Here is a 26031-nt window from a genome sequence, read left to right as displayed (position 1 = left end):
CTATTCTATATGCCATAGATTAAGGCTACAAGTTTTTTTATAGCTGGTGCAGGACTAGGGATTTTTACGTTGGCATTTATCAATACAAAAATTATGTAAGAGGAAAACCATATTATGGAGTACACTAATAATAATTTTCGCTTATTATCCTTATAAATTGGAACAATGTCAACAAATATAAATAAAATATATAGGAGAGAGTACAATATAAGTATTCCCATATTTAGTCACCTACTTGTATTGGTTTAGATATAAGGCCACTACCCCTAATATCTATTTCTGTATTTATATCAACTTCTAGCGTTTTAAAAACTTCATCCCATTCATCATCAATGTTCTTCCATAATGAAGGCATTTTTTCCATAACAATTCTTCCAAATCCAAAAATATCTGTATCAAAATTTTCTTGAACCTTTTTTATTATATTTTCAATATTTTTATTCAAGTATTCTTCTGTTTCTTTTTTGAGTTTGTTTTTATTTTTTTCAATCATATAATTTATAGGTGCATCCTCTTCTGCTATACCTACTTCTGTATTTATATTTATCTTCATTAATAATTTTCCATTTGAATAAACCGGTTGTATTTTTGTTTTACTCTTAAATATTTCTAATGTTATTCTATCTTTCGGCTGTTCTTCGTCTGGAGATATTATTAATAATCCTCCTCGTATTTTATTCCTTACAAAAAGAAAGAATTTTGCGTCTTGTTCACTTAGAAATTCAATAAACTTATCTTTTTTAAGTACAGCTATTCCAGAAAGATTTGCAGTCATTCTTCCGTCATTTAATGTAACACCAATAGCAGGTAAATATGAGGAAGTTCCTTTACCTGCTATAGTATCTATTAACTCAATTATATCTATTCTTACAGACTTTGATAAATCAGTATTTGCTATAAGCATATATTCCATTTCAAAAGCACGTATATCCGTTGTTATACTTTGTTGTTCTAATAATTCCCAAGCCGTTTTTTCTCTAGAAACAAATATGCCCATATCTGCTCTTGGTTCAATGTCTCTACATACCCAATCTATAACTGGTCTTATACCTTCTTTAGCTACATCCTGACTTACTATAATAGCCTTTGTATGGCTCCAATATAATTTTTTAGCGGAAATAAGTATCATATTTCTAACAGCATCAAAAATTGTATCCCCTTCCGCTTGAATTCTTCTAGCTTTAACATGTTCCTCAGTTAGACTTCCTTGGATATCGACTATTTCAGCGGTGAGCAGAAATTTATCGCCTTTAGGATTTTTGTCAACTGCTAAGCCGGAAACTATTGCTATCCTATCAAGTTCCGCATAATTCCAACATCCAGAAACTAAAATCATGACGCTAATCATAACCATGCAAAATAGAAGAAAACGCTTGTTCATCATTTTATGCCTCCAGAAGCTTCTCTTTTAATATTTTTATATGTTAAGAATTTAGGACGATATTTCATATACCACCATGGTGCTCTTATAGCTGTATCTTTTAGGTCCTGTAGGTGTAATGAAGTTAAATTAGCCATATAGGGGACACCGAAAGAACGTAGCCTAAATAGATGAATCAATAATGCAGAAGCGGCAAACATATATCCATATAGCCCTAACATTGCTGAAAGAAGTAAGAAAGAAAATCGTAGTGTAATAGATGCACCTTTAATTCCTGGTATCATAAAACCTGTTATTGCTGTTATTGCTACTATAATTACTATAGGTGCGCTAATAAATCTTGCTTCTACTGCGGCTTGCCCTAACACTAGGGCACCTACAATACTTAAAGACTCACCCATATGTGTTGACATACGTATTCCGGATTCTCTTAATATTTCAAAGACAATTAATAAAACTAACAGTTCAACTACTGTTGGGAAGGGTACTCCTTGTCTCGCTGCAGCTATGCTTAAAAGGAGTGGTGTTGGTATAGTTTCTTGATGAAAGGTTATTAATGCTAAATATATGGCTGGAGTGCTTATAGTAATAAAAAAACTTATTACTCTTAAAAATCTTCCAATAGAAGCAAAAGTAAAGCTTATATAGTAATCTTCATTGGACTGAAAATATTCAATAAATAAATATGGGAGTGTTAATACAACAGGTGTTCCATCAAGGATAAGAGCAATACGTCCCTCTAACAGCTTAGCGGCAACAACATCTGGTCTTTCTGTATTACCTATTGTATCAAACATTGACAATGGAGAATCTTTAATAAATTCTTGTATATAATTTACATCTAATACTCCATCTATACTAAAACTATCTAATCTTTTATATAATTCATTAAGTATTTTTTTATTTACGATTCCATCAATATAACATATACATGCCCTTGTACGACTTTGCTGCCCAAGTACAGTGAATTCAAATTTAAGATCATTTGTTTTTAGCTTTCTTCTTATCATTGCAAGATTAGTTATAATATGTTCTGTAAATCCTTCTCGTGGGCCACGTAGAACCTTTTCCGAAACCGGCTCTTCAATAGATCTAGTTTCATATTGTTTTGTGTCAATTATTAATGATTCTGATGAGCCTTCAACAAAAAGTATTGTATCACCACTAACAATACCTTCTATAATTTTGGCTATATCCTTCGTCTTTGTCACATTATCTGCAGCAATTATTTGATGATGTAGCTGATTAATTGAATCGGCTCCTTCTTCGATAATATGGTTTGTAATAATTGGTTCAATAATATTTTCATTGATAAGCCTACTATCCACCATTCCATTAACAAAAAATATACAGTACTCTAAACCAGGATTATGCTGGTTTTTAAATATCCTGTTTATTAATGTGTCATCATTATTAAATATTTCTTTGATTGTTTCTATATTTTTGTCTAATGAACTAGACAATTTATAGTTTTCTAATTTAGACATATTTAGAACCACCCTATGTTAATAATAGTTATAATAAATAGTTTAAGCAAAATGGACAGATAATATTCAGTGTTTAGTTAGCCATGAGACAAAAGAAATTATATACTGGAACGTTAATAGTGTAATTAAAGTTGTAACTATTAATTCAGAAGATGAGTTTATAAAAAAACCAGTATGGTAATTTAATATAAATTACCATACTGGCCTTTATAGTCAGATGCTCTATAATTTATTTTCATCTAATTGTTTCTTATCTATAGTCAGATTATATGTTAATCCTACAATTACTAATAAACCTCCAATTATTTTACCCTTTGATATTAGGCTTAAAGTATAGTAGTCAATTATTATTCCAGCCAATAGTTGTCCTATGAAAATAATCAAAGTTAAGTAGAATGTAGATACTTTAGGGGTAACTATATTTGACATTGCTACAACTACTACACCAACTAAACCACCTAAATAAGCCCAAAATGGCACGGTTATTAGAATTTGAGATGATATGTTAAAGGTTTCTGTACTTAAAAATAAAAATATGCTTGAAAACAATAATCCTATAACATAATTAAAAAAGGTTCCTTGAAATACCCCTATCTTATCTGCTAAATTTGAGTTTATAATTCTAGCAACAACTATTGAAACCCCTGCTCCAATGGCAAATAAAGCATATATCATGTTTTATCCTCCTAATATAGATTCATAATAACTATACCTAAAGATATTAAAATTAGACCTAATATCTTATCTTTTTTAAATTTTACAACTTTCATTCCAAGCAAACCATAGTGATCTATAACTACTGAAGCAAATGATTGACCTAACAAGCCTAAAGCTAAAGTTAATGACACTCCAAGATGATTAAAGCTGATATTGTTAAATAATACGGTAAAAACTCCAATAGCCCCAGCACTATAAAGATGTATGGGAATATCCTTATAAGAATTAAATTTAGTTTTATTTATTATCAAAACAAAACTTATTCCAATAAGTCCTATTATGTGAATTATTACTGTTGATGAATAATTACCTATATTACTAGCAAGAACACCATTAAAAACTAACATTATTGCAATTAACACACCTATTAGTCCTGAGTATAGCTTATACATAAAACACCTCCCTAAATTATCTAGTCTTAATATTAGCACATATAGAGCAAAGTACATCATGACATATGTCATAGTATGTATGCTATAATTATATAAAATTATAAATTTTTATTATAAGATTGCATTGATGTTGATAAACATGAAAAAAAGGTGGTTTATCTGCTGACTAACAATTCTAATATTCCATCCTCTACAGACTGGAATATTAGAATTGTACGGTCATTAGATAATATGCTTAGTGTCCATTTGGAGTCTTGCCTGTAGAAACATTTCTATAATAATGAAAGAAAAAAATCTCTATAGGAATTGACTAATATTATAAATATAGCGATAGGCACTATATATTTGATTAAAAAACACCAAAGTCCAGCTAATTTAAACTTAATACCTGAGCTTTCTATCTCTTCAACTGCTTCCTCAGCTTTTAATATCCATCCAACAAATATGCAAAGTAGAAATCCACCTGTAGGAAGGAGTATATTTGAAGTTAGCTTGTCGTAAAGGTCAAAAAAGTTAAGGTTTCCAATTAGACCCAAATCCTTCCATGCCCCCATTGAAAGGGAAGCAGGTATCCCTAAAATAAAAATTAAAAGACCTATTATTAATGTGGTAGGTACTCTACTTTTTTGTCTTTCATCTACAAAATAGGATATAGCTACTTCTAACATAGATATGGAGGATGTTAAGGCTGCAAAAACTACTAGTAAGAAGAAAACAATGCAAAATATAGTTCCCATTGGCATAGATGCAAAAACTGCTGGTAAGGTGACAAACATAAGCCCTGGACCCTCACTTGCCTCAAAACCTAAGGCAAAAACCGCTGGTATTATGGCTATACCTGCAATTAATGCAACTGCCGTATCTATAGCTGGAATAATAACACCCGTATTTAAGATATTTTCTTTTTTATCTAAATAGCTACCATAGGTAACTATAACACCCATACCAATGCTTAAGGAGAAGAACATTTGTCCTAAGGCATTCATAACTACATCCATAGTTATTTTAGATAAATCTGGTACAAATAAAAATCTAATTCCAGCCATGCTACCATCTAGAGTTAAGCTTCTTATGGCTATTATTATTAACATAATAAACAATGCTGGCATCATTACCTTAGAGGCTTTTTCTATTCCTCCGCTAATGCCCTTTAACACGATAGCTACAGTTAATAACATAAAAATAAATTGATATAAAATGAGTTCTTTTGGTGAGTTCATAAGATTATTGAATATTTCTCCAAGAGAATTAGGGTCTGCAATATTTAATGTGCCTGAAATAGCACTTTTAAAATAATATAAAACCCATCCTCCTACGGTTGAATAAAAAGCTAGTATAAAGAAACCACAAATTACTCCTAATGTGCCAACAAAGGACCATCTGCTATCTATACTTTTATAAGCCCCAAAAACAGATAGTTGAGTTTTTCTACCTAATGTAATAGCAGCTAACATAAGTGGAGCTCCTATAATAATTAAAAAGGCAATATATATAGCTACAAAGGCGCCTCCTCCATTGGTGCCAACGCTATAAGGAAATTTCCAAATATTACCTAATCCTACCGCTGAGCCTGCAGCGGCTAATATAAATCCTAACTTTGAAGACCATTTGTCCCTCATAAAAAATACCTCCTTTTAATAATTAATAAAAAAAGCCTCACCTCTACATACATATGTAGAGGCGAAGCTGATTCGCGGTACCACTCTATTTGATCTTTAAAAGAATAAGACCATCTTAATTTCTAGTCTGCCGAAGGCTAAACTATAGTCTTGGTAAGGGGGACAACCCTTTGCTCCTACTTGAATATCTTTAAGAGCAAAAACTCTAGAGTGAACATACACATTGTCTTATAATACTGGCTCTCACCTATTCCAGTTCTCTGTAGTTACAGTTTCAATGCTTCTTTCTCTGTCATCGTTGATTAAATATTCACTTTGATTAATTATTAGTTATTATATTTTTAAAACAGATAAATGTCAATATTTTTTTGACCAGCGTAATTTTGTAAGAAATTTGTAAGGATTATAATAGTAGATTTTTAGAAAGTATATGTTATTATAACTACAAGAGATATCTCAGAAGGGTTTAGAGGTGAAATGCATATGTATAATATACTTGTTGTTGATGATGAAAAAGAAATAACGGATGCAATAGAGGTTTATTTAAAAAACCAAAACTACAATGTTTTTAAGGCATACGATGGGATAGAAGCTTTAGAAGTGTTTGATAGAGAGGAAATACATCTAGTGCTTATAGATATTATGATGCCAAGGCTAGATGGTACAAAGGCCACAATCAAAATAAGAGAAAAGAGTTCAGTGCCTATTATTTTTCTATCAGCAAAGTCTGAGGATATGGATAAAATACTAGGACTTAATATAGGGGCAGATGATTATATAACCAAGCCATTTAACCCTATGGAGCTACTTGCAAGGGTTAATTCAAACTTGAGAAGATACACAAATTATTCAAATAACAATGTAGTATCTAAAGAAAATACTATAAAAATAGGTGGTATAGAGCTTAGGGATGATAGTAAGGAACTAGCTGTAGATGGCGAAAAAGTTAAAATTACCCCTTTGGAATATAGAATTTTATATTTACTTATGAGCAATCCTAACAGAGTATTTTCTATAGAGGAAATATACGAGAAGGTATGGAAAGAGCCAGTTTATAATCCAGATACAGTAACAGTTCATATTAGAAGAATTCGCGAAAAAATTGAAATTAATCCAGGAGAGCCGAAATATTTAAAGGTGGTGTGGGGAGTTGGATACAAATTTGAACAACCAAAACGATAATGATGAAATTATATATGATAAAAAAGATAAGAGAAGTTTTATAGCTTCTTCACTAGCTACAGTGCTTATTATATTAATATTTGCTGCAGCTTCAGTGGTAAGCTATCCGCCTATAAGAAATAGCTATTTTCCTGCGGAAGATAATGCAAAATCTTATTTAGAAAGTAGTAATTTTGTTTATAATCTATCACGTTTAACAAGGAATCTTCAGCACTCTATAAACAAAGCCGATGAAGGCTATGAGAGTAGATATGTAAATGTAAAAAGTGTTAAGTATAAGATCAATAATACAGTTAATAAGGCCTTAGACTCCGTTGATGAAGTAGAGAATACACAATCTGAGGAATATACAGTAGAAACAAACTCCTTAAGTAATATGGCAGATATTTCAGATGCCCAGCTTCAAGAAGAAATAAAAAATAGTATTTTTTATATGAAAGCTACATTTGATGAAAATGGGAATCCGGAAATAGAAACATCTCTAGAAAATAAGTTTAGTAAAAGCGCTTTTGTAGATATGTTGAATCATTCAGATGATGAAGTCAAAAAAGAATATGCTAATTTAGAGGTATTATACATTGTTCCAGAGGATTTCGAAGCATATAATGATGTGTTTACTGTGGATATGAAGGACACTCATGCATTTCCAGACTATGCAATGCTTATTTCAGTAATAGGAGCAGTAAGTATTCTAATTTTAATAATAGCAGCCTTTGCAGTGCCCTATTCTGCACAAAGCAGGATGAGTATTTGTAGAGTATTTAATAAAATGTTTTTAGAGCTTAAAGTCTTTATTTGGATTGGATTTGTATTATTATGTGCTGGCACAGGGTCTGTGATTAATGGATATAATTACTATGGATATGGCATTGGGAGTTTCATATATGATGCAGACCCATACTTTTATGTAGTTGGGATAATTCTAACATTTATATTATACATTCTTGTTTATTTAAGTACTGTATATTTAAAGTATATTTATTATACAGGATTCAAGAAGGGTCTAATCGATAACGGCTTTTTTGGAAAAATATTTTTATATTTTGTAAGAGGTGTAAAAGGAGTATTCAAAAAGTTGACACGAATAGATTTAAGGGAAGATAACTATAGAAAGTTAGTATTAGTAACAGGAATAAATCTATTAGCAATATTAATCTTAGGTGCAGGTGGCTTTTTAGGATTTATTTTAGCAGTAGCCTATAGCTTATTTATATTTAAATATTTGCTAAAAGTATTTGATAAAGCAAAAGATTTAAATGGTGCTAGTGCTAAAGTTGCTGAGGGTAATTTTAATATTAGTCTTGATGAGGATATGGGAATATTAAGCCCTATGGCTAAAAACTTGAATAATATTAATAAAGGATTTCGATTAGCTGTAGATAAAGAAATAAAAAGCGAAAGGATGAAATCGGAGCTTATTTCAAATGTATCCCATGATCTTAAAACTCCACTTACATCTATTATTACCTATATAGACTTATTGAAAAATGAAGATATCGACCTAGATACCCAAAAAGAGTATATTAGTATACTTGATAGGAAATCACAGAGGCTAAAGATATTAATAGAGGATTTATTTGAGGCAAGTAGGGCTTCTAGTGGTAATATTGAGCTTTATTTAGAAAATGTAGATGCAGTTGCTCTCTTTAGACAAACATTAGGAGAGCTAGAGGAAAAAATAAATGACAGTAACCTTCAATTTAAAATAAATGCACCAGAAAATAAAGTGATGTGTAATTTAGACGGTAGAAGAACCTATAGAGTATTCGAAAATATTTTGACTAATATATTAAAATATGCAATGGAAAACTCAAGAGTATATATAGATATTTTAGAAAATGAGCATGAAGTAAGCTTTATATTTAAAAATATTTCTGCTTATGAGATGAATTTTGATGCATCTGAAATTACAGAACGCTTTGCAAGAGGGGATGAATCCAGGAATACCGAAGGATCAGGGCTTGGACTTTCGATAGCTAAAAGCTTTGTAGAACTTCAAAATGGGAAATTAGAAATAACTGTAGATGGGGATTTGTTCAAATTAATTGTTACATTTCCAAAGGCATAAGAATTGCATAAATGATCTAGTTATGTAAAGCACATGTTTCGCATAACTAGATCTTTATTATTAAATTATTTGATTTTTCTAAAATACTATTGCAAAATATGTAAATAGTAATATAATAAATATATATTACAAGAAAGGGAGTATGTTGATGTCCGAGGTTGTTTTTAACTAAGTAATTGAATAACGGGTCTTAAAGAATTTTAAATTTGCCTATTTATGTAGGTTTATTTGTTGTGGATTTTTTAGGACTTAAACTTAGTAAAAACGCGGTTCACAGTCTCCTTATAATATGTGAAGATAATAATCCGTGCTTTGTCACGGTATTTTTATGCCATTTTATTGTATGAATAAGCCTGTTTAATAATATCTAATTATTTATTAGATATGTATAGGTTTAGTATACAATTATTAAAGGAAGTTTTAGGCTATAGGTGAGCTCTGGTTACCTATAGCCTTTTTTATTGCTTAGGAGAGTAGAAATTTTTAGTTATTGAGAGATTTTTAAAGAAGTATAAGGTCAGTAATACTTTAAGCACTTGAAATCTTGAAGCTCAAGCTTTAAAATTGAGTGCGCCATGAGTCGATGCGATAGCATCAGACGAATTTTTTACTAAGTTAAGATCCATAAAAATCCTCTAGAAGTTTTTAAAAAGAAATGGAGGAAATAAAATTGAACAGTAAAACAATCGAACTATTAGAATATAACAAAATAAAAGAAATATTAAAGGGATATGCCTTATCCAATATAGCTAAGGAGAGGGTTGAAAGGTTAGAGCCTTTATTAGATAAAGCAAGCATCGAAATGGCTATGAAGGAAACTACAGAGGCTAGGGCTATTGTAAACATAAGCTCAAGTATACCTATTAATAGCTTAGCGGGAATAGATATTGTAAGAGATAAGTTCACTAAAGGTATGGTTCTTTCGCCCGAAGATTTAGAAATGTTAGCAGGACTACTAAAAGAAATAAAAAGACTAAAAATTTTCATGAAAGATAAGGACTATGTTGCACCTACTATTAGCCTTTATGCTCTATCTACCTATGAGCTAGATGAAGTAAGAGAAGAAATTGAAAAAGCTATTGTTAGAGGAAGGGTAGATGATAGAGCCAGCTCAAAGCTTTTTAAAGTAAGAAAGGATATAGCTATTTTAGAAAACAAGATAAAAATTAAGTTGGAGGATTTTTTGCGGAATGACAGATATAAATCATATATTCAAGATTCACTAGTTAGTCAAAAAAATAATAGATATGTAATTCCTATAAAAACCGAGCATAAGAAACAGATAGAAGGAAGTATTCATGATAAATCTCAAAGTGGATCAACGGTTTTTATTGAACCAGAAGAGGTTAGAAAAATGCAGGATAAACTAGAAATGTATAGGTTTGAGGAGGAAAAGGAGGTCTACAGAATTTTATCGACCCTATCAGCCCTTGTATGTGAAAAGGAAAGGGAAATTAATATTAACATTGAAGTAATGAGTAATTATGACTTTATATTCGCTAAAGGTAAGTACAGTAAGCTTATAGAGGGTAGAAGTGTAGATTTTAATAATAGAAATTATATCAATATCAAGGGAGCTAAGCATCCACTAATTGGCAGGTCAGCAGTGCCCTTGGACTTTGAAGTTGGTAAAAACTATAAAGGTGTAATTATAACAGGGCCCAATACTGGTGGTAAAACCGTTACTTTAAAAACAGTAGGACTATTAACCATTATGGCTCAATCAGGACTGCATATACCCGTGGATGAAGGCAGTGAAGTAGCTATATTTGCCAATGTGTTAACGGATATTGGAGATGGTCAAAGTATAGAACAGAGTCTAAGTACTTTCTCCTCACATATTAAAAATATAATCACTATTTTAAATTGCGCAGATGAACATACCTTAGTAATATTAGATGAACTGGGGGCAGGTACAGATCCAGGTGAAGGAATGGGTATAGCTGTTGCAGTACTAGAGGAGTTATATAATAAAGGTGCTATTATATGTGCTACAACTCATTATAGTGAAATAAAAGAATTTGCTCAAAATCATGAAGGCTTTATAAATGGTTCCATGGCATTTGATATTAATACTTTAAAACCATTATATAAGCTTAATATAGGTAAACCGGGAGAGAGTAATGCATTTTTAATCGCATTAAGACTTGGTATGAATGAAAAACTAATAGAAAGAGCTCATACAATTACCTATAAAGAGCAAAAGGATTATTCCCAATATAAAGATCAATATGAAGTTATTATTAAAGATGAAGTAGAGGTAAAAAAGCATTTAGAACAGGTTGAGAAGGTAAAAATAGGTATCGATAAAAATAAAGAGGCTAAGAAGAGTAATAAAAAGGAAATGTTCAATGTGGGAGATTGCGTTTTTGTAAGCTCTATGAACAGAACAGGAATTATATGTGAGGGTGAAAATGCTAAGGGCGAGTACGGTGTTATGATTATGCAAAAGAAAATCAAGATAAACAAAAAACGCCTATCACTCTATATAGAAAAGGAAGAACTCTATCCAGAGAATTATGATTTTGATATTGTGCTTAAAACCAAAGATCATCGAAAGAAAGATAAATTAATTAATAAAGGACATGGAAAGGGAATTTCTATAGAGTTGGAGAGAAGAGAGAATTAATTAAAAGCTGGTGCAATATAAGCCATAGAGTTGTTTTCTTTGTTATACAAAATTAAAATATCGTATAAAATACTATCATAATTGCATAAACGTTCTAACATATTCGTATATTTTTTAAAATTTTATATAAAACATTTGGTTTTTTGAAAAAAATTAATGTATAATAAATATTATAGATATAGCGGTTATAAAATTTAAACAAAAAGGAGCTAATGAATATGGAGCATGTTTATACAGGTAAAACAAAGGATGTATATGCTTTAGAAGACGGAAATTATCTACTTAAGTTTAAAGACGATGTAACAGGAGAAGACGGTAAGTTTGATCCGGGAGCCAACACAGTTGGGTTAACCATAGAGGGAGCAGGTAAGGCAGGGCTTAGATTAACAAAGTTTTTCTTTGAAATATTAAGAGAAAAGAATATACCTACCCACTATATTGATGCAAACATTGAACAAGCAACTATGACAGTAAAACCTGCTACTGTATTTGGTAATGGGATTGAAGTTATTTGCCGTTACAGAGCAGTAGGAAGCTTTCTACGTCGTTATGGTATGTATGCTACCGAGGGCCAGCCATTAGATGGCTTTGTAGAAGTTACACTTAAGGATGATATCCGTCAAGACCCGCCTATTTCAGAAGATGCTCTTCATATGCTAGGTATTTTATCTAGAGACGAGTACAAAGTGCTGAAAGGCCTTACTAAAGAAATAGGAAATATAATTAAGGAAGAATTGGCCAAAAAAGGGATAGATCTATATGATATAAAGTTTGAATTTGGTAGAGTAGGAGAAGATGCTCACGTCGCATTAATAGATGAAATCTCTGGCGGAAATATGAGGGCATATAAGGATGGAGAGTATATAGAACCATTGGAATTAGAGAGATTAATGCTACTAGAGTAAAAAAATATAAATAATAGGCTCCCTTATGGTAAAATTAAAGATATAAAGCCATAATGGAGCTTTTTTATAGTCTAGGAAAGTATAAATTTTTTAATTGCATAAGAAAGAAGATGAAACTAGTGAAGAAAACTGTACTTATAACTGGAGGTTCAAAGGGAATTGGATCAGCAATAACAAAGCTATTTGCGCAAAATAATTATAATGTAATAATAAACTATTTAAAGTCTGAAAAAGAAGCTCTTGATTTACAGTCGAGTCTTTTAAAGGAAGGGTATAACGCTTTAGCACACAGAGCGGATATTACAAAAAGAGACGAAGCTGAAGCTATGATTAATGAAGGTATAAAAAGATTTGGGGCTATAGATGTAATAGTAAATAACGCTGGTATTTCTGAGCAAAAGTTATTTACAGATATTACAGAGCATGAATGGGATAATATGATGAATGTACATATTAAAGGGATGTTTAATTGTTCTCAATGTGCCCTTCCACATATGATTAGTAGAAAACAAGGTAAGATCATAAATATATCTTCTATATGGGGTATGGTAGGTGCTTCCTGTGAGGTCCACTATTCTACAGCAAAAGCAGGGATAATTGGTTTTACAAAAGCTTTAGCCAAGGAATTAGGTCCTTCGAATATTCAAGTAAATTGTGTTGCACCTGGTATTATTGAGACGGATATGAATAGCTTTCTTGATGAAAAAGAAAAGGAATGTTTAGTTGAATGTACACCTCTATTAAGATTTGGTAAGCCAGAAGAAGTTGCTCAAAGTGTTCTTTATCTAGCATCGGATAAAGCTGACTTTATAACAGGACAGGTTATCGGTGTTAACGGAGGATTTGTTATATAATTTTAAAGCTATAGCTTTTGTCACTTATTTGTTCTTATTGATTATAAAAATACTATGTGTTATTATGTTGGTATAAAATAAAACTAAATTAGAATTAAACACTGGGAGAGCTGGAAAGGCCAGCTGAGAGAAAGACCCTATAATGTCTTTGATCCCTAAGAACCTGATCTGGATAATACCAGCGTAGGAAAGTGTATTTGTATTAGGCATTTTATTATATGCGTAATTAAGCACAAATCCTATAGTTGGGTTTGTGCTTTTTTTATTGTTTAAGATAAATTACTTTTAAAGTGTAGGGGGTTAATTATGAAGTTATATGAACATATTTATGGAATTCTTGAAAATGTAAAAAAGAATAAACCACTTGTACATCACATTACAAATTATGTTACAGTTAACGATTGTGCAAATATTGTGCTAGCTTTAGGAGGAAGTCCTGTAATGGCAGATGACCCAAAGGAAGTTGAGGAGATGGTATCCATCGCATCTGCACTGGTATTGAATATAGGCACATTAAATGAAAGAACTATAGAATCCTTTATATTAGCAGGTAAAAAAGCAAATACATTAAATATTCCAGTAATATTAGACCCTGTAGGAGTGGGTGCAACAACTTTGAGGAATAAAACAGTAGAAAGAATTTTAAGGGAAGTAAAATTATCTGTACTTAGAGGTAATATGTCGGAAATTAAAAATATTTATGGGATAGAAGCCTTAACTAGAGGAGTAGATTCTATAGATAATCCATTAGATGGAGGAAAAGAAATAGCTATAGAGCTTTCAAAAAGGCTGGGATGTATTGTTGCGATAACAGGAGCCGTAGATATTATTTCTGATGGAGAAAAGGTCTATTATATCAATAATGGTCATGAAATATTATCTAGCATAACAGGCACAGGATGCATGAGCTCATCTTTAATAGGTGTTTGTTGTGGTACAGGAGAAGAAAGCCTATATGGGACAATTGCAGGAATTATGATAATGGGTATTGCAGGAGAGAAAGCACATAAACGATTAAAAGAACAGGAAGGATTAGGAAGCGTTAAGGTTTACTTAATGGATGCAATAAGCAAACTTAAGCCAGAAGATATTAAAGAAAGGGGAAAGATTAATGAAATCCAATAGAAATATTAATTACGAACTTTATTTAGTATCCGATAGAGATGTTTTAGGTGGAAGGGACTTTATAAGGAGCTTAGAAGAAGCTATTTTAGGTGGTGTAACTCTTATCCAGCTTAGAGAAAAAAGTGCTACTTCTTCAGAGTTTTATAGCCTTGCAGTTAAGGTTAAAGAGCTTACATATAAATATAATATTCCTCTAATAATTAATGATAGACTAGATATTGCTCTAGCAGTAGATGCTGATGGTGTTCATGTGGGACAGGATGATATGCCAGCAAATGTTGTAAGAGATATTCTAGGAAAAGATAAAATTGTGGGAGTCTCCACTGCAACATTAGAAGAGGCCCTAAAGGCTATAGAAGATGGGGCTGACTATATAGGGGTAGGGGCATTATTTCCTACAGATACTAAAACGGATACTCGTATTGTAACATTAGACCAGCTTAAAAATATTAAAGAAAATATAAATATTCCAGTGGTTGGGATAGGTGGTATTAATGAAAGTAATATAAAATCCGTAAGCGACACAGGTATAGATGGAGTTGCTATAGTTTCTGCCATATTAGGTAAACAGGATATTAGAGAAGCAGCCGTAAAATTATATAATGATTTTTCACGAAAATAAATAAAGGTTTAATTCCAATGGGTCTTAGAACCCTATGCTATAGGATAAATACAAATGCAGGAGGTATAGATTAATGATTTCATATTTCAACATAATGGCTTTATTAGCATTAACGGTTGTTGCCTTTACTATTATAGGTGTTCTATATAGTAGAGGAAAAATAGAGACCATGGACGATTTTCTAACTGCTAGTGGCAGTATAGGATCGAAAATATTATCTGCCACATTTACTTTGTATTAGAGTATTTGCAGAAAAGGTCGCATTAGTAGCAGCTGTGCTAGGAATAGTTTCAGGAGTGCCATTCTTTGTGGCTAACAAGTTATTAATAGCATTTGCGCTGCCAGTTATTACTTCAGCTGCTATATGTATAATTGGCTCTATGATTACCAAACAATCTAATGTTTCAAAGAACAGCCTAGCTCTTGCTAAAGATCGCTAAAATTAAGTGTAGAAAAGTTTTTAGTTTCCTTAGGATAAAATATATAAATAAAGCCAGCCCTTTTTATTAGGAGCTGGCTTTATTTATACCACATAGGAAATTATGTACTTTCTAAAACTGTGGATAAGCCATAATTTCTGTAATGTGTCAACAAAATCAACATTAATAATCTTTGAAAAAAGTTTTGTTATATTGATATAGATAAGTAATAGTGGGTACATATATTAATTAATACTATTTGCACTAAATAAAGATTGGAGAGAGGGACTTGAATCAATATTTAAATCTACATACTATATTTTTAATTTTTATAGTTTATTCATTTTTAGGGTGGTGCCTAGAAGTGATATTTCATATTTATACCGATAAGAAGCTGATTAACAGAGGATTTTTACATGGACCTATTTGCCCTATTTATGGTACTGGATCAGTATTAATGATATTATTTTTAACACCACTACAAGACAATATCTTCTATTTATTTGTGGGTGGATTTATTGTAGCTACTATTTTAGAATATATAACAGGCTATGTTTTAGAGATAGCATTTGATACAAAATGGTGGGATTATACTAATGAAAAGTTTAATTTAAAAGGATATGTGTGCTTAAGATTTTCGATTATGTGGGGAGCTGCATCAGTATTTTTAATGAGGGTTTTAAATTATAAAATACAAGAAATCATATATTCAATACCTAACTTTATGATAGAGCCATTATATAATATAATCCTAGTTATTTTTGTTGTAGACGTTACTTTAACAATTAATTCTTTAATTGAGTTTAGAGCGATACTAAAAGAGCTTAAAGTAATTAAAGAGGAGCTAAGTCAAAAGCTTAAGGAAAAAGATACCTTGCTAGCACAGCGTAGAGATAAGGTATATATGAGATTGAAAAAACGACATATTAGTTTTTTAAGAATGTATCCTACCTTAACCAAAGGTAAGTTTAGTGACTTAATTGGCGAAATAAAATCTAGAATAGAGGAAAGAAAGATATAAAGAAGTATTTAATTACAAAATGACTTTTATTAATTATTAGAATATACTATGTTATTATATTTATGAAAATTAAAAATAAACAAAAATTAAGCACAGACTCTACAATTAGGTGTGTGCTTTTCTCGTTTTGAAAAAGTAGTGAAGATAGATGAAATAAACAATTTTTCTATAGAAGATATTAAGGAAAGATGTTAGGAAATATCATCACTTTCTTTTAATATATTTAAAAGCATGTTATCTTCTATAACTTTATGATGATTTCTTATTATATATAAAGATTCTTCATCTAAATTAAGGGGTTTTAGGATCTTCATAGCTTTTGTTGGATGATTATAATATATATCTATTTTTTTTATATTTGCATATTTTTTTATAGTTCCTTTAGATAGCTTATCTATAATCACCAATATTGACTTGTCGATAATATTAATATTCCCATCTATTTTCCCTATATCATGTAGTAAACATATTTTTATAAACCAGCTCATATCTATTCCTAATACTTTTTTATCATTAATGATTTTAATGGCATTTTTAGCAACTCTTATACTGTGATGCTGCTCTCCTACAGATAATTTTTTAAACAGAGCTAATTCTTCTTTATTTAAATATCTAATTACAAATTCTTCATCAATCTTTTTAAAAATACCTGTAAAATACCAATAGAATTGTTTAATCCTGTATATTTTATACACCTTCCTCCATATAGTTTAATTATATTCTAATACAGTTTTAGGGTATTAACAAATTATAATAAACTAAAAGAATCAAGAGCACTGACACTATAGTTCTTTTAGATAGCATTATTAAAATATCAAGCCAAAATCTTTCTCTTAAAAGTCTTATATATTAAAAAGTTAAGGGCTGTTACAAATAAGAGTCCAGCTATATAATACGTTCCAAAAGTAAGATTAAAATTCATATTAGGCTGCATTGCGACGCTCAATGCCTTTACAGTCCAGAAGTTAGGCTCAAATCCAAAGAAAAATTCTTTTTTATCAGTAAAAAACATGGCCACTATTGGAAATATTAATATGGATCCTCCACCCTTCATTACAGCAAAACCTTCAATTTTATTATTAGAGAAGCAGTTAATAAACATAGCTGAAAGGGAGGCAAAAAGAGATATAGATATAGATATCAGAAGCATAGCATATAAAGGAACCTCAATACCCGAAATTAATATGGCTAATACACTGCTAATATAGGTTAATACAAAGCACATTATAAATCGAAGTCCTATAAAGGTATTAAAGCTAACAGGGGATACATCTATTGCATATAGTATCTTATTGTCCCTATCATCTAATATTGAAAATGCAATTACAGTACCTGTTAATATAGTTACAAATAATAATAAGGCACCAATAATTATGTGGTAGTAAGGGGCAAGTGGAAAGCCAAACTTGTTTTCTGCAAAGGGTACTCCAAATCTTACAACGAGGGCTAGTATTATAGGATAAATAAGTAAAAAACCTACCATAGGGTCCCTTATCCATTTTTTTAGCTCGTATTTAATATAGCTTTGCCTCATACTATTCACCTCCCAGCTCTTTCTGACTATACTTGTCAAACTTTTTTGCTGCAAATATATATAAAACAACTGCTAAAATCACTAAATAACTTAAGCTTATTATGAAATCTGTCTTATCGATGGGCATAACAGTTGCATTTAAAACATTAAGAGCAGACTGTGTAGGGTTAATATATTGTATATACTTAAACCAATTCCCGGTAATAATATTAAATGCCTGTAGTAAGGTAGGTATTATCATTATCATTGAATATGCAAATATCCACATAAGTAGACTTGTAAAATCATTAGATATATAAGTAACCAGAATACCGAAGCATGAGAATACAAAAGCTGTTAAGAGTACGGCGCCAATAATACCAACATAGTTTATTGATAGATTTTTAAATATAATGCCGTAAGCACCTAATAGTATAAGGATTAAAAGAGAAGAAGCAACTGTGGCTATTATTTTTGATAACAAATACTGATGCTTACTTATTGAAGTCACAAGCATAGATTTAATTGTATTCTCTTGTTTTTCAAAAATCATAGATACTCCTACCAGTAAAAAGGACATTATTGTAGCATCTATAAATATAAAAAGAGGAAAGTATGCGTCTATAGAGTTCATATTTATTAGCTGTATCATAATTACAAAAAGTACTGCCGTAAATAAACTTGCATAGGTAATACCGTACTTCCTCATTCGCATTTGATCACCTTTCACTAGGGTTATAAACTTATTCATTAGTCTTCACCCCAGTTACCTTAATAAAAATTTCATCAAGGGTGGTTTCTCCACTGTGGATTGTAATTACCTCTTTATTTTTTAAAATATCAAACAACTTATTATTTTCCTTTAGAGTATCCATATTAAATACATCCTTTAGCACCTTATCATCTTCTTTATATTCAATTGTTATTTCTCTTTTACCGTAACGAAGTTTTAAATCCTTTGGAGAGCTAATTTCTGCAATTTTTCCATTAGTTATGAAGGCTACTCTGTCACAAAGTTCCTCCACATCGTGCATTACATGGGTTGTTAAAAATACAGTACCGCCTTTCTGACGAAACTCTGAAATTATATTCTTTACTATACGGGCATTTACTGGGTCAAGTCCACTTGTTGGTTCATCTAAAAATAGCATCTTAGGATCATTAATAAGGGCCCTAGCAAAATTAAGTCTGGATTTCATACCCTTAGAGAAGGATGCTACCTTTTTGTCCCTATCTTCCCAAAGACCTAAACGTTTTAATATGGGCTGTATCTCAGCTCCCTTAGGGTATAGGTCACGATAAAACCTCATGTTTTCCATGGCAGTTAGTTTAGTGAAAAGTACAGGCATTTCAAATCCAACTCCAATGTCATTAAACATACTTTTATCGTATTCTCTAAGGTCCTTGCCCCTATATAATATTTGTCCCCTGTAATCTTTTAAAATCCTTGTCATTATTTTTTGAGTTGTAGATTTTCCCATTCCAGATGGGCCTAAGAAACCAAAAATTTCACCCTCTTTAAATTCAAATGAAATACCTTTTATTGTATCCGCTTTATTGCCAGGATACTTAAATTCCAGGTTGTCGATTTTAAACATCTAAATTCACTCCTCAAATGCTATTAGTATAAGTTAAACATATTATATGACTAAAACACCTTAACTATAAGTTTTATTAAAACTAAAAATGTAGACATTATGGTTACTCTAAACAATAATTGTATGTAGCATACTCTATAAAATATAGTTTACAAAACATTAAAATATATTGTAATTTAGATATGATAAAAACTGGCAGATTTATACAGAAAAAATAGAAAGATGTAAAACAATACTAGAGATCATTGCAGAAAGATTAAAGGAAGCGATTATAATTGGAAGCTTGTAAAAATAGAGATAAAGGTCTAGCCATAGAGATTTTAGAAGGGCACATGGAGAAAGCTAAACAGTCATTAATAGGATTTTTAAAATGAAAAAATATCCCCTTTGGTTCAATGCAAGTATACTAGAACAGCCAAACAAAGGGGTTCTTTTTATATCTATTTTATCCAAAAAAACTTGACTAGTAAATTTTTTAATGGTAATATTAAATGTATTTAGCCGACTAACTAAGTGGAGGGATATAGATGGACTTTCATGATCCAGATTCGTTACAACATATTTTTTATCAAGTAATACGCCTTCATCATCAAAGAAGCCATATGCTCTTAGATAAAGTAGGGGTATATCCAGGTCAGCCTTTTCTATTATTTGCCCTATACCATAGAAATGGTCAGAGCCAGAAAGATTTAGCTAATAAGCTTAATATTAAGGCGTCTACAATTGCCACAATGGTTAAAAGAATGGAGAAAGTGGGGCTTATCGAGCGTAGGCAGGACTTTGAAGACCAGCGAGTTTCAAGGGTATATATTACTGAAAAAGGAATGGAAGTATGTAAAGAAGTTGATAAAATTAGAAAAGTTATAGAAATAGAATCCTTTAGTAATTTCACAGAAGAAGAGCAAATGCTACTCCGTAGATTATTAATGCAAATGCGGGATAATCTTAAAAAAGCATGTCATAATAGTTAGTCGGCTAATTATTAAGTTCTATTTACTATAAGAGATAACCTTGCTTATATAGATTAAAGCCTACGGTAATAATCTAAAGTATAAAATATTAAAAAGGATAAGCTGATATACGTTTTACGACAGGAGATGATAATAATGCTTAAGCTATTTAAATTTTTAAAACCCTATCGTCTGTCAGTTATGGCAGCCTTAGGACTAATATTTCTACAAGCCATTTCGGAATTATACCTACCTACACTAATGGCAAACATCGTTGATATAGGTGTAGTTGATGGAAATACAACCTATATATTTAAAGTAGGTATTTTGATGATACTAATTGCTATAGGAGGAACTCTATGTGCAATTGCATCTAGCTATTTGTCAGCAAAAACTTCGACAGCCTTTGGCAGGGATCTTCGAGGTCAAGTTTTTAAAAGAGCAGAAGATTTTTCTCTTAATGAATTTGATAAAATAGGGGCATCATCTCTTATTACTAGAACCACAAACGATATTACACAAATACAACAGGTAGTGATGATGTCTCTTAGAATGATGGCAAGAGCACCGATGATGGCTATTGGTGGTATTATTATGGCAGTTTCTAAAAATGCAAAACTATCATTAGTTATTGTATTTGTTATACCTATAATTTTATTAGGAATACTTGCTGTAGCTAAAAAAGGGGTGCCACTATTTAAAGTAATGCAGACCAAGCTTGATAAGTTAAATCAAGTGCTAAGAGAAAACCTTATGGGAGTTAGAGTAATTAGAGCTTTTAATAGAATAGATCACGAGAAGAATCGATTTAAAGAAGCAAACTATGATCTTACAAGTACAGCCATTAAGGTTAATAAGTTAATGTCAGCATTAATGCCAACTATGTCTTTAATACTTAACTTTACAACAATAGCTGTAATATGGTTTGGTGCCATAAAAATTGACAGCGGAGCTATGCAAGTAGGAGACTTAATGGCATTCATTCAATATGTAATGCAAATTATGTTTGCTTTAATTATGGTTTCTATGATGTTTGTAATGATACCTCGTGCTTCTGCATCCGCAGTGAGAATTAATGAGGTACTTGATACGATTCCAGAAATAAAGAATCCAGCAAAATCTAGTATTACTGATGCAACAAGTATAAGTGGATTGGTAGAGTTTAAAAATGTAATATTTAGTTACCCTGGTGCAGAAGAACCAGCTATAAATGATATTTCATTTACCGCAAGACCTGGTAAAGTTACAGCTATTATTGGAGGTACTGGCTCAGGAAAATCAACATTAATAAATCTTATTCCTCGCTTTTATGATATAGATAGTGGAAGTATTTTACTAGATGGAGTAGATATAAGGCAAATGGAACAAAAAAACCTTCGTAACAAAATAGGCTTTGTTCCTCAAAAGGCAGTGCTTTTCACAGGAACAATTGCAGAAAACATTAGATATGGAAAAGAAGATGCAACAGATGAAGAGGTAAGGCTGGCAGCAGAAATAGCCCAAGCTACTGATTTCATATCAAATATGAAAGATGGATTCGATTCTGTTATTGCACAGGGTGGAACCAATGTTTCTGGTGGACAAAAACAGAGACTTTCTATTGCAAGAGCTTTAGTAAGAAGACCAGAAATATATTTATTTGATGATAGTTTTTCTGCCCTCGACTTTAAAACCGATGCAAAATTACGTAGTGCCTTAAAAGGTGAAACCACTAATTCTACACTAATTATAGTTGCACAAAGGGTAAGTACTATTATAGATGCAGATCAAATAATAGTTTTGGATAAAGGTAAAATTGCAGGAGTAGGAAATCATGAAGAACTCTTGAAAACCTGTGACGTTTATAGGGAGATTGTACATTCTCAGCTTTCAGAGGAGGAGATTGCCTAATGAAAGATAATAGACAGCAAAAACCAACGATAAGGCCAGGTGGTGGTCACGGTAGAGGACCAGTGATGGGTATGCCCACTGAAAAGGCAAAAGATTTTAAAGGGACACTTAAAAGATTGTTAAGTTATTTGAAACCATTTAGGCTTCAACTTACCATAGTAATGCTAACTGCAATACTAAGCACAGGATTTAGCATACTTAGTCCGAAGATTATGGGTAAGGCAACAACTAAACTTTTTGAAGGAACAATGAAAAGGATAGAAGGGGTAGCTGGAGTTAGTATAGACTTTGATTATATATTAAGAATACTATTTATTTTAGGGACATTATACATTGTTAGCGCTGTTTTTAGCTATATACAACAACTAATTATGGCTACAGTTGCACAAAAAACTGTATATAATATGCGTAACGATGTAAATGATAAGCTTTCTAGGTTACCACTTAAGTTTTTCGATTCTCATACCCACGGAGAGATATTAAGCCGAATAACTAATGATGTCGATAATATAAGCAATACCTTGCAACAAAGCATTACCCAGCTTATTACATCATTAATAACCCTCGTAGGTATAGTAGTTATGATGCTCACTATCAGCCCTACTATGACTTTGATTCTGGTTGTAACACTACCACTATATGTACTAGTAACAAAGTCTGTAGCTAAACGTTCTCAGAAATACTTTTTACAGCAACAAAAGACTTTAGGAGAGCTTAATGGTCATATAGAGGAAATGTATACTGGACATAAAATAGTTAAGGCTTTTTCTAGGGAGGAAAAGTCAATAGAGCATTTCGACAAAATTAATGAAACACTCTATGATGCAGGCTGGAAGGCCCAATTTATTTCGGGCGTAATTATGCCCCTTATGTCCTTTGTTAATAATATTGGATATGTTATTATTTCTGTTGTTGGGGGTATTTTAGCAATTAAAAATGCAATTCAAATAGGAGATGTTCAGGCTTTTATACAATATTCAAGACAGTTTACACAGCCAATAGTTCAAACAGCTAATATAGCTAATATTTTGCAATCTACTATAGCGTCAGCAGAGCGTGTTTTTGAACTTCTAGATGAGGTTGAAGAAATTCCAGATAGAGAAGATAGTATGGTTATTAAAATGCCTAAGGGAGAAGTTGCTTTCCGAAATGTAAAGTTTGGATATAAAGAAGAAGAGCCTCTAATAGAAGATATGAATATAGATGTAAAACCAGGTCAAACAATTGCTATTGTAGGACCAACTGGAGCAGGTAAAACTACTCTTGTAAATCTTTTAATGCGTTTTTATGAAATAGGTGAAGGGAAAATTACCGTTGATGGTTTTGATATTAGAGATTTAAATAGAGGACATTTAAGAAGTATATTTGGTATGGTCCTGCAAGACACATGGCTATTTAATGGCACTATAAAAGACAATATAGCCTACGGTAGAAAAGATGCCACTGATGAAGAGATTGTTAGGGCAGCTAAGGCAGCTCATGCAGACTATTTTATTAGAACTCTTCCGGATGGATACGAAACAATACTTGGAGAAGAGGCATCTAATATCTCTCAAGGTCAAAAACAACTTCTTACAATTGCTCGCGCAATACTTGCTGATCCAGCAATATTAATTTTAGATGAGGCTACAAGTAGCGTAGATACAAGAACAGAGGTTTATATACAAAAGGCTATGAACACACTGATGGAGGGAAGAACAAGCTTTGTAATAGCCCACAGGTTGTCTACAATAAGAGAGGCAGATCTAATATTAGTTATGAACGAAGGTAGTATTATTGAAAAGGGTAATCATAAAGAGCTCTTAGCTCAGCAAGGTTTTTATGCAGAGCTCTATAATAGTCAGTTTACAGGTGGAAAAAAATTAGCTTAACGATAAGTAAAAATAATCTGACCATACATATGGCCAGATTATTTTTTATAGTCTAATTGGATTTTGGTTTAGAAATGGAACTATATAATATACATCCACTCTAATTTGCTTGTACAATTGTGTCTATACTTTTAATAATATTAATATATGTAGTATAATGATATGTATTATATACAAAATTTAAGGGGGTAAGTAAATGAAGGATCTATGGGAACTATTCACTATGTTTTTCCGTATAGGAGCATTTACCTTTGGAGGTGGCTATGCTATGCTTCCGATTATACAAAATGAAGTAGTGGAAAAAAGAAAATGGGCTACCGATGATGAAATTATAGATTATTATGCCATTGGTCAATGTACCCCTGGAGTTATTGCTGTAAATACAGCAACCTTTATAGGCTATAAGAAAAAAGGTGTTATAGGTGGAATTGCTGCCACTCTAGGAGTGGTACTTCCATCTCTAATGATTATTACTATAATAGCAACGTTTTTTAAACACTTTCAAGACTATAAAGTTGTACAGTATGCTTTTGGAGGCATTAGAGTAGGTGTTGTTGCATTGATTGCAAATACAGTAATTAAAATGTTGAAACAAACAGTAAAAGACAGAATAGGTATAGCAATATTTATAAGTGCATTTTTAATCATTGCCTTTATAGACATTTCTCCAATAGTTGTAATAGTTATGGCAGCATTAGTAGGTATTTTAAAAGGTAAAAATGTCGAAGTTAAGGAGGATAATATAGGATGATTTATTTAAAGCTATTTTTAGAGTTTTTTAAAATAGGATTATTCGCTGTAGGTGGAGGTCTTGCCACCCTACCTTTTCTTCAACAGTTAATAGATAAATATGGATGGATTACCCACGAGCAATTGTTAGATATGATAGCAATTTCAGAGTCTACACCAGGTCCCATAGGGGTAAATACAGCCACATTTGTAGGTAATACAACAGCTGGAACATTAGGTGGTGTAGTAGCAACCATAGGAATTATAACTCCATCTGTCATAGTAATATTAATAATTGCTCATTATTTTGCGAGATTTAGTGAAAAGCCTATCGTAAAATCTAGTTTTTATGGAATTAGGCCAGCAGTAACAGGGCTAATTGCAGCGGTAGCCTTTCAAGTGGCAAAAATTGCCTTGTTTGATATTGAAAAATATAAGATTACAAATAAAATTTTATCAATATTAGATTTAAAGGCAATTGCGTTATTTTCAATTATGCTATATTTAATAAACAAATATAAAAAACATCCAATACTATACTTAGTAGGTGCTGCTTTTGTAGGCATTATATTTAAATACTAGTTATAATTATTATATAAAAACTATTGACATAGTAATTAATATTTATTTAAATAGCATTAATTTAATATAATACTTATCAAGAGAGGTGGAGGGAAAGGCCCTATGAAACCTCGGCAACCTTCAGACCCATTTATCTGAAAAGGTGCCAATTCCTACTCTAGGTTAATTAAATTCTAGAGAAAGATGAGAGGGAGCTGTGGAATAGTTACCACTGCATGTAAAGCCCCCTTTCATCTAGATTATTCAAATTTAGAGAAAGGGGTTTTTTATGTTATTTAACAAAAATATTTTTAAGGGGAGATAAAAATGGAGGGATGATCCTAATATAGATATAGTTATAGAGGCAATAGGAGGCACTGCAGAAGCCTATGCATATATAAAACATGCTTTAACTACAGGTAAATATGTAATAACTACAAATAAGGCAGTAGTTGCAAAACATATGAAGGAGCTTATAGATTTAGCAAATTAAAATTT

At 31.5% G+C, this 26031-nt stretch carries 25 protein-coding genes, 2 riboswitches and 1 other annotated feature; of the genes, 16 read left to right on the top strand and 9 right to left on the bottom strand.

The annotated features are described in order from the left end of the window. Positions 1-223: 223 nt before the first annotated feature. The 5 genes from HYG84_RS04560 to HYG84_RS04540 all read right to left on the bottom strand — a co-directional run bounded on the left by HYG84_RS04560 (position 224) and on the right by HYG84_RS04540 (position 5596). On the bottom strand, positions 224-1384 hold the full coding sequence (locus HYG84_RS04560; RefSeq protein WP_212380948.1) for a Ger(x)C family spore germination protein: 1161 nt from the start codon (positions 1382-1384) through the stop codon (positions 224-226). After that, on the bottom strand, positions 1381-2868 hold the full coding sequence (locus HYG84_RS04555; protein WP_212380947.1) for a spore germination protein: 1488 nt from the start codon (positions 2866-2868) through the stop codon (positions 1381-1383). Before HYG84_RS04555 ends, HYG84_RS04560 begins: the two co-directional genes overlap by 4 nt. 222 nt (positions 2869-3090) lie before the next feature. Further along, on the bottom strand, positions 3091-3543 hold the full coding sequence (locus HYG84_RS04550) for a DMT family transporter (protein WP_212380946.1): 453 nt from the start codon (positions 3541-3543) through the stop codon (positions 3091-3093). A gap of 11 nt (positions 3544-3554) precedes the next feature. Further along, entirely contained in the window at positions 3555-3977 is a 423-nt protein-coding gene (locus HYG84_RS04545; RefSeq protein WP_212380945.1) for a DMT family transporter, read from the bottom strand. Positions 3978-4249: 272 nt separating this feature from the next. Further along, positions 4250-5596 (bottom strand): sodium-dependent transporter, encoded by a 1347-nt coding sequence (locus HYG84_RS04540; RefSeq protein WP_212380944.1) that lies wholly within the window; start codon positions 5594-5596, stop codon positions 4250-4252. Between the two features lie 54 nt (positions 5597-5650). Then, positions 5651-5901: a binding site (T-box leader), on the bottom strand. 178 nt (positions 5902-6079) lie between these two features. Between HYG84_RS04540 and HYG84_RS04535 the strand changes: the two genes are divergently transcribed. From HYG84_RS04535 to HYG84_RS04490, 10 genes are all read left to right on the top strand, one after another. Continuing rightward, positions 6080-6778, top strand: a complete 699-nt coding sequence (locus HYG84_RS04535; protein ID WP_330655575.1) for a response regulator transcription factor — start codon at positions 6080-6082, stop codon at positions 6776-6778. Beyond that, positions 6747-8846, top strand: coding sequence for a sensor histidine kinase (locus tag HYG84_RS04530; RefSeq protein ID WP_249168713.1), 2100 nt, complete (start codon positions 6747-6749; stop codon positions 8844-8846). The genes HYG84_RS04535 and HYG84_RS04530 overlap by 32 nt, the downstream gene beginning before the upstream one ends. Before the next feature lie 670 nt (positions 8847-9516). Then, complete coding sequence (locus tag HYG84_RS04525) at positions 9517-11475, top strand: endonuclease MutS2 (protein ID WP_212380942.1); 1959 nt, start codon at positions 9517-9519, stop codon at positions 11473-11475. Positions 11476-11693: 218 nt separating this feature from the next. Further along, positions 11694-12380 carry a phosphoribosylaminoimidazolesuccinocarboxamide synthase gene (locus tag HYG84_RS04520; protein WP_212380941.1) on the top strand — a complete coding sequence of 229 codons (687 nt, stop codon included), beginning with the start codon at positions 11694-11696 and terminating at the stop codon, positions 12378-12380. Between the two features lie 110 nt (positions 12381-12490). Beyond that, positions 12491-13234 carry an elongation factor P 5-aminopentanone reductase gene (gene ymfI, locus HYG84_RS04515; protein ID WP_212380940.1) on the top strand — a complete coding sequence of 248 codons (744 nt, stop codon included), beginning with the start codon at positions 12491-12493 and terminating at the stop codon, positions 13232-13234. A 93-nt stretch (positions 13235-13327) separates the two neighbouring features. Continuing rightward, a riboswitch (TPP riboswitch) is annotated at positions 13328-13441 on the top strand. A gap of 99 nt (positions 13442-13540) precedes the next feature. Then, positions 13541-14359: a hydroxyethylthiazole kinase gene (gene thiM, locus HYG84_RS04510; RefSeq protein ID WP_212380939.1), complete on the top strand. Its 819-nt coding sequence runs from the start codon at positions 13541-13543 to the stop codon at positions 14357-14359. Then, entirely contained in the window at positions 14346-14981 is a 636-nt protein-coding gene (thiE, locus tag HYG84_RS04505; RefSeq protein WP_212380938.1) for a thiamine phosphate synthase, read from the top strand. Before thiM ends, thiE begins: the two co-directional genes overlap by 14 nt. A 73-nt stretch (positions 14982-15054) precedes the next feature. Next, positions 15055-15222, top strand: a complete 168-nt coding sequence (locus HYG84_RS04500) for a hypothetical protein (RefSeq protein ID WP_212380937.1) — start codon at positions 15055-15057, stop codon at positions 15220-15222. A gap of 34 nt (positions 15223-15256) precedes the next feature. Then, positions 15257-15421, top strand: coding sequence for a hypothetical protein (locus HYG84_RS04495; protein ID WP_212380936.1), 165 nt, complete (start codon positions 15257-15259; stop codon positions 15419-15421). 343 nt (positions 15422-15764) lie between these two features. Then, the gene (locus HYG84_RS04490; RefSeq protein ID WP_249168712.1) at positions 15765-16421 is read left to right on the top strand and encodes a putative ABC transporter permease; all 657 of its coding nucleotides are present in this window, start codon (positions 15765-15767) and stop codon (positions 16419-16421) included. A 191-nt stretch (positions 16422-16612) separates the two neighbouring features. Here HYG84_RS04490 and HYG84_RS04485 read toward each other — a convergent pair whose 3' ends face one another. From HYG84_RS04485 to HYG84_RS04470, 4 genes are all read right to left on the bottom strand, one after another. Continuing rightward, entirely contained in the window at positions 16613-17116 is a 504-nt protein-coding gene (locus tag HYG84_RS04485; protein WP_249168711.1) for an HDIG domain-containing metalloprotein, read from the bottom strand. Between the two features lie 119 nt (positions 17117-17235). Beyond that, entirely contained in the window at positions 17236-17955 is a 720-nt protein-coding gene (locus tag HYG84_RS04480; protein WP_212380934.1) for an ABC transporter permease, read from the bottom strand. 1 nt (position 17956) lies between these two features. Continuing rightward, the gene (locus HYG84_RS04475) at positions 17957-18685 is read right to left on the bottom strand and encodes an ABC transporter permease (RefSeq protein WP_212380933.1); all 729 of its coding nucleotides are present in this window, start codon (positions 18683-18685) and stop codon (positions 17957-17959) included. Next, entirely contained in the window at positions 18678-19532 is an 855-nt protein-coding gene (locus tag HYG84_RS04470; RefSeq protein WP_212380932.1) for an ABC transporter ATP-binding protein, read from the bottom strand. The genes HYG84_RS04475 and HYG84_RS04470 overlap by 8 nt, the downstream gene beginning before the upstream one ends. Positions 19533-20059: 527 nt before the next feature. Here HYG84_RS04470 and HYG84_RS04465 point away from each other — a divergent pair. The 6 genes from HYG84_RS04465 to HYG84_RS20805 all read left to right on the top strand — a co-directional run bounded on the left by HYG84_RS04465 (position 20060) and on the right by HYG84_RS20805 (position 26026). Beyond that, on the top strand, positions 20060-20503 hold the full coding sequence (locus HYG84_RS04465; RefSeq protein WP_212380931.1) for a MarR family winged helix-turn-helix transcriptional regulator: 444 nt from the start codon (positions 20060-20062) through the stop codon (positions 20501-20503). A gap of 135 nt (positions 20504-20638) precedes the next feature. Continuing rightward, the gene (locus HYG84_RS04460; protein ID WP_212380930.1) at positions 20639-22372 is read left to right on the top strand and encodes an ABC transporter ATP-binding protein; all 1734 of its coding nucleotides are present in this window, start codon (positions 20639-20641) and stop codon (positions 22370-22372) included. Next, positions 22372-24243, top strand: coding sequence for an ABC transporter ATP-binding protein (locus tag HYG84_RS04455; protein ID WP_212380929.1), 1872 nt, complete (start codon positions 22372-22374; stop codon positions 24241-24243). The genes HYG84_RS04460 and HYG84_RS04455 overlap by 1 nt, the downstream gene beginning before the upstream one ends. 196 nt (positions 24244-24439) lie before the next feature. After that, complete coding sequence (locus HYG84_RS04450; protein WP_212380928.1) at positions 24440-24994, top strand: chromate transporter; 555 nt, start codon at positions 24440-24442, stop codon at positions 24992-24994. Further along, entirely contained in the window at positions 24991-25554 is a 564-nt protein-coding gene (locus HYG84_RS04445; protein ID WP_212380927.1) for a chromate transporter, read from the top strand. The genes HYG84_RS04450 and HYG84_RS04445 overlap by 4 nt, the downstream gene beginning before the upstream one ends. A 70-nt stretch (positions 25555-25624) precedes the next feature. Further along, a riboswitch (SAM riboswitch) is annotated at positions 25625-25744 on the top strand. Between the two features lie 135 nt (positions 25745-25879). After that, positions 25880-26026, top strand: a complete 147-nt coding sequence (locus HYG84_RS20805) for a hypothetical protein (protein ID WP_212382062.1) — start codon at positions 25880-25882, stop codon at positions 26024-26026. The last annotated feature ends 5 nt before the right edge of the window (positions 26027-26031 follow it).

The sequence above is a fragment of the Alkaliphilus sp. B6464 genome, assembly GCF_018141165.1.
In the GTDB taxonomy this organism is placed as follows: Bacteria; Bacillota; Clostridia; order Peptostreptococcales; family Natronincolaceae; genus Alkaliphilus_B.
This window is presented reverse-complemented; position numbering and strand designations above follow the sequence as displayed.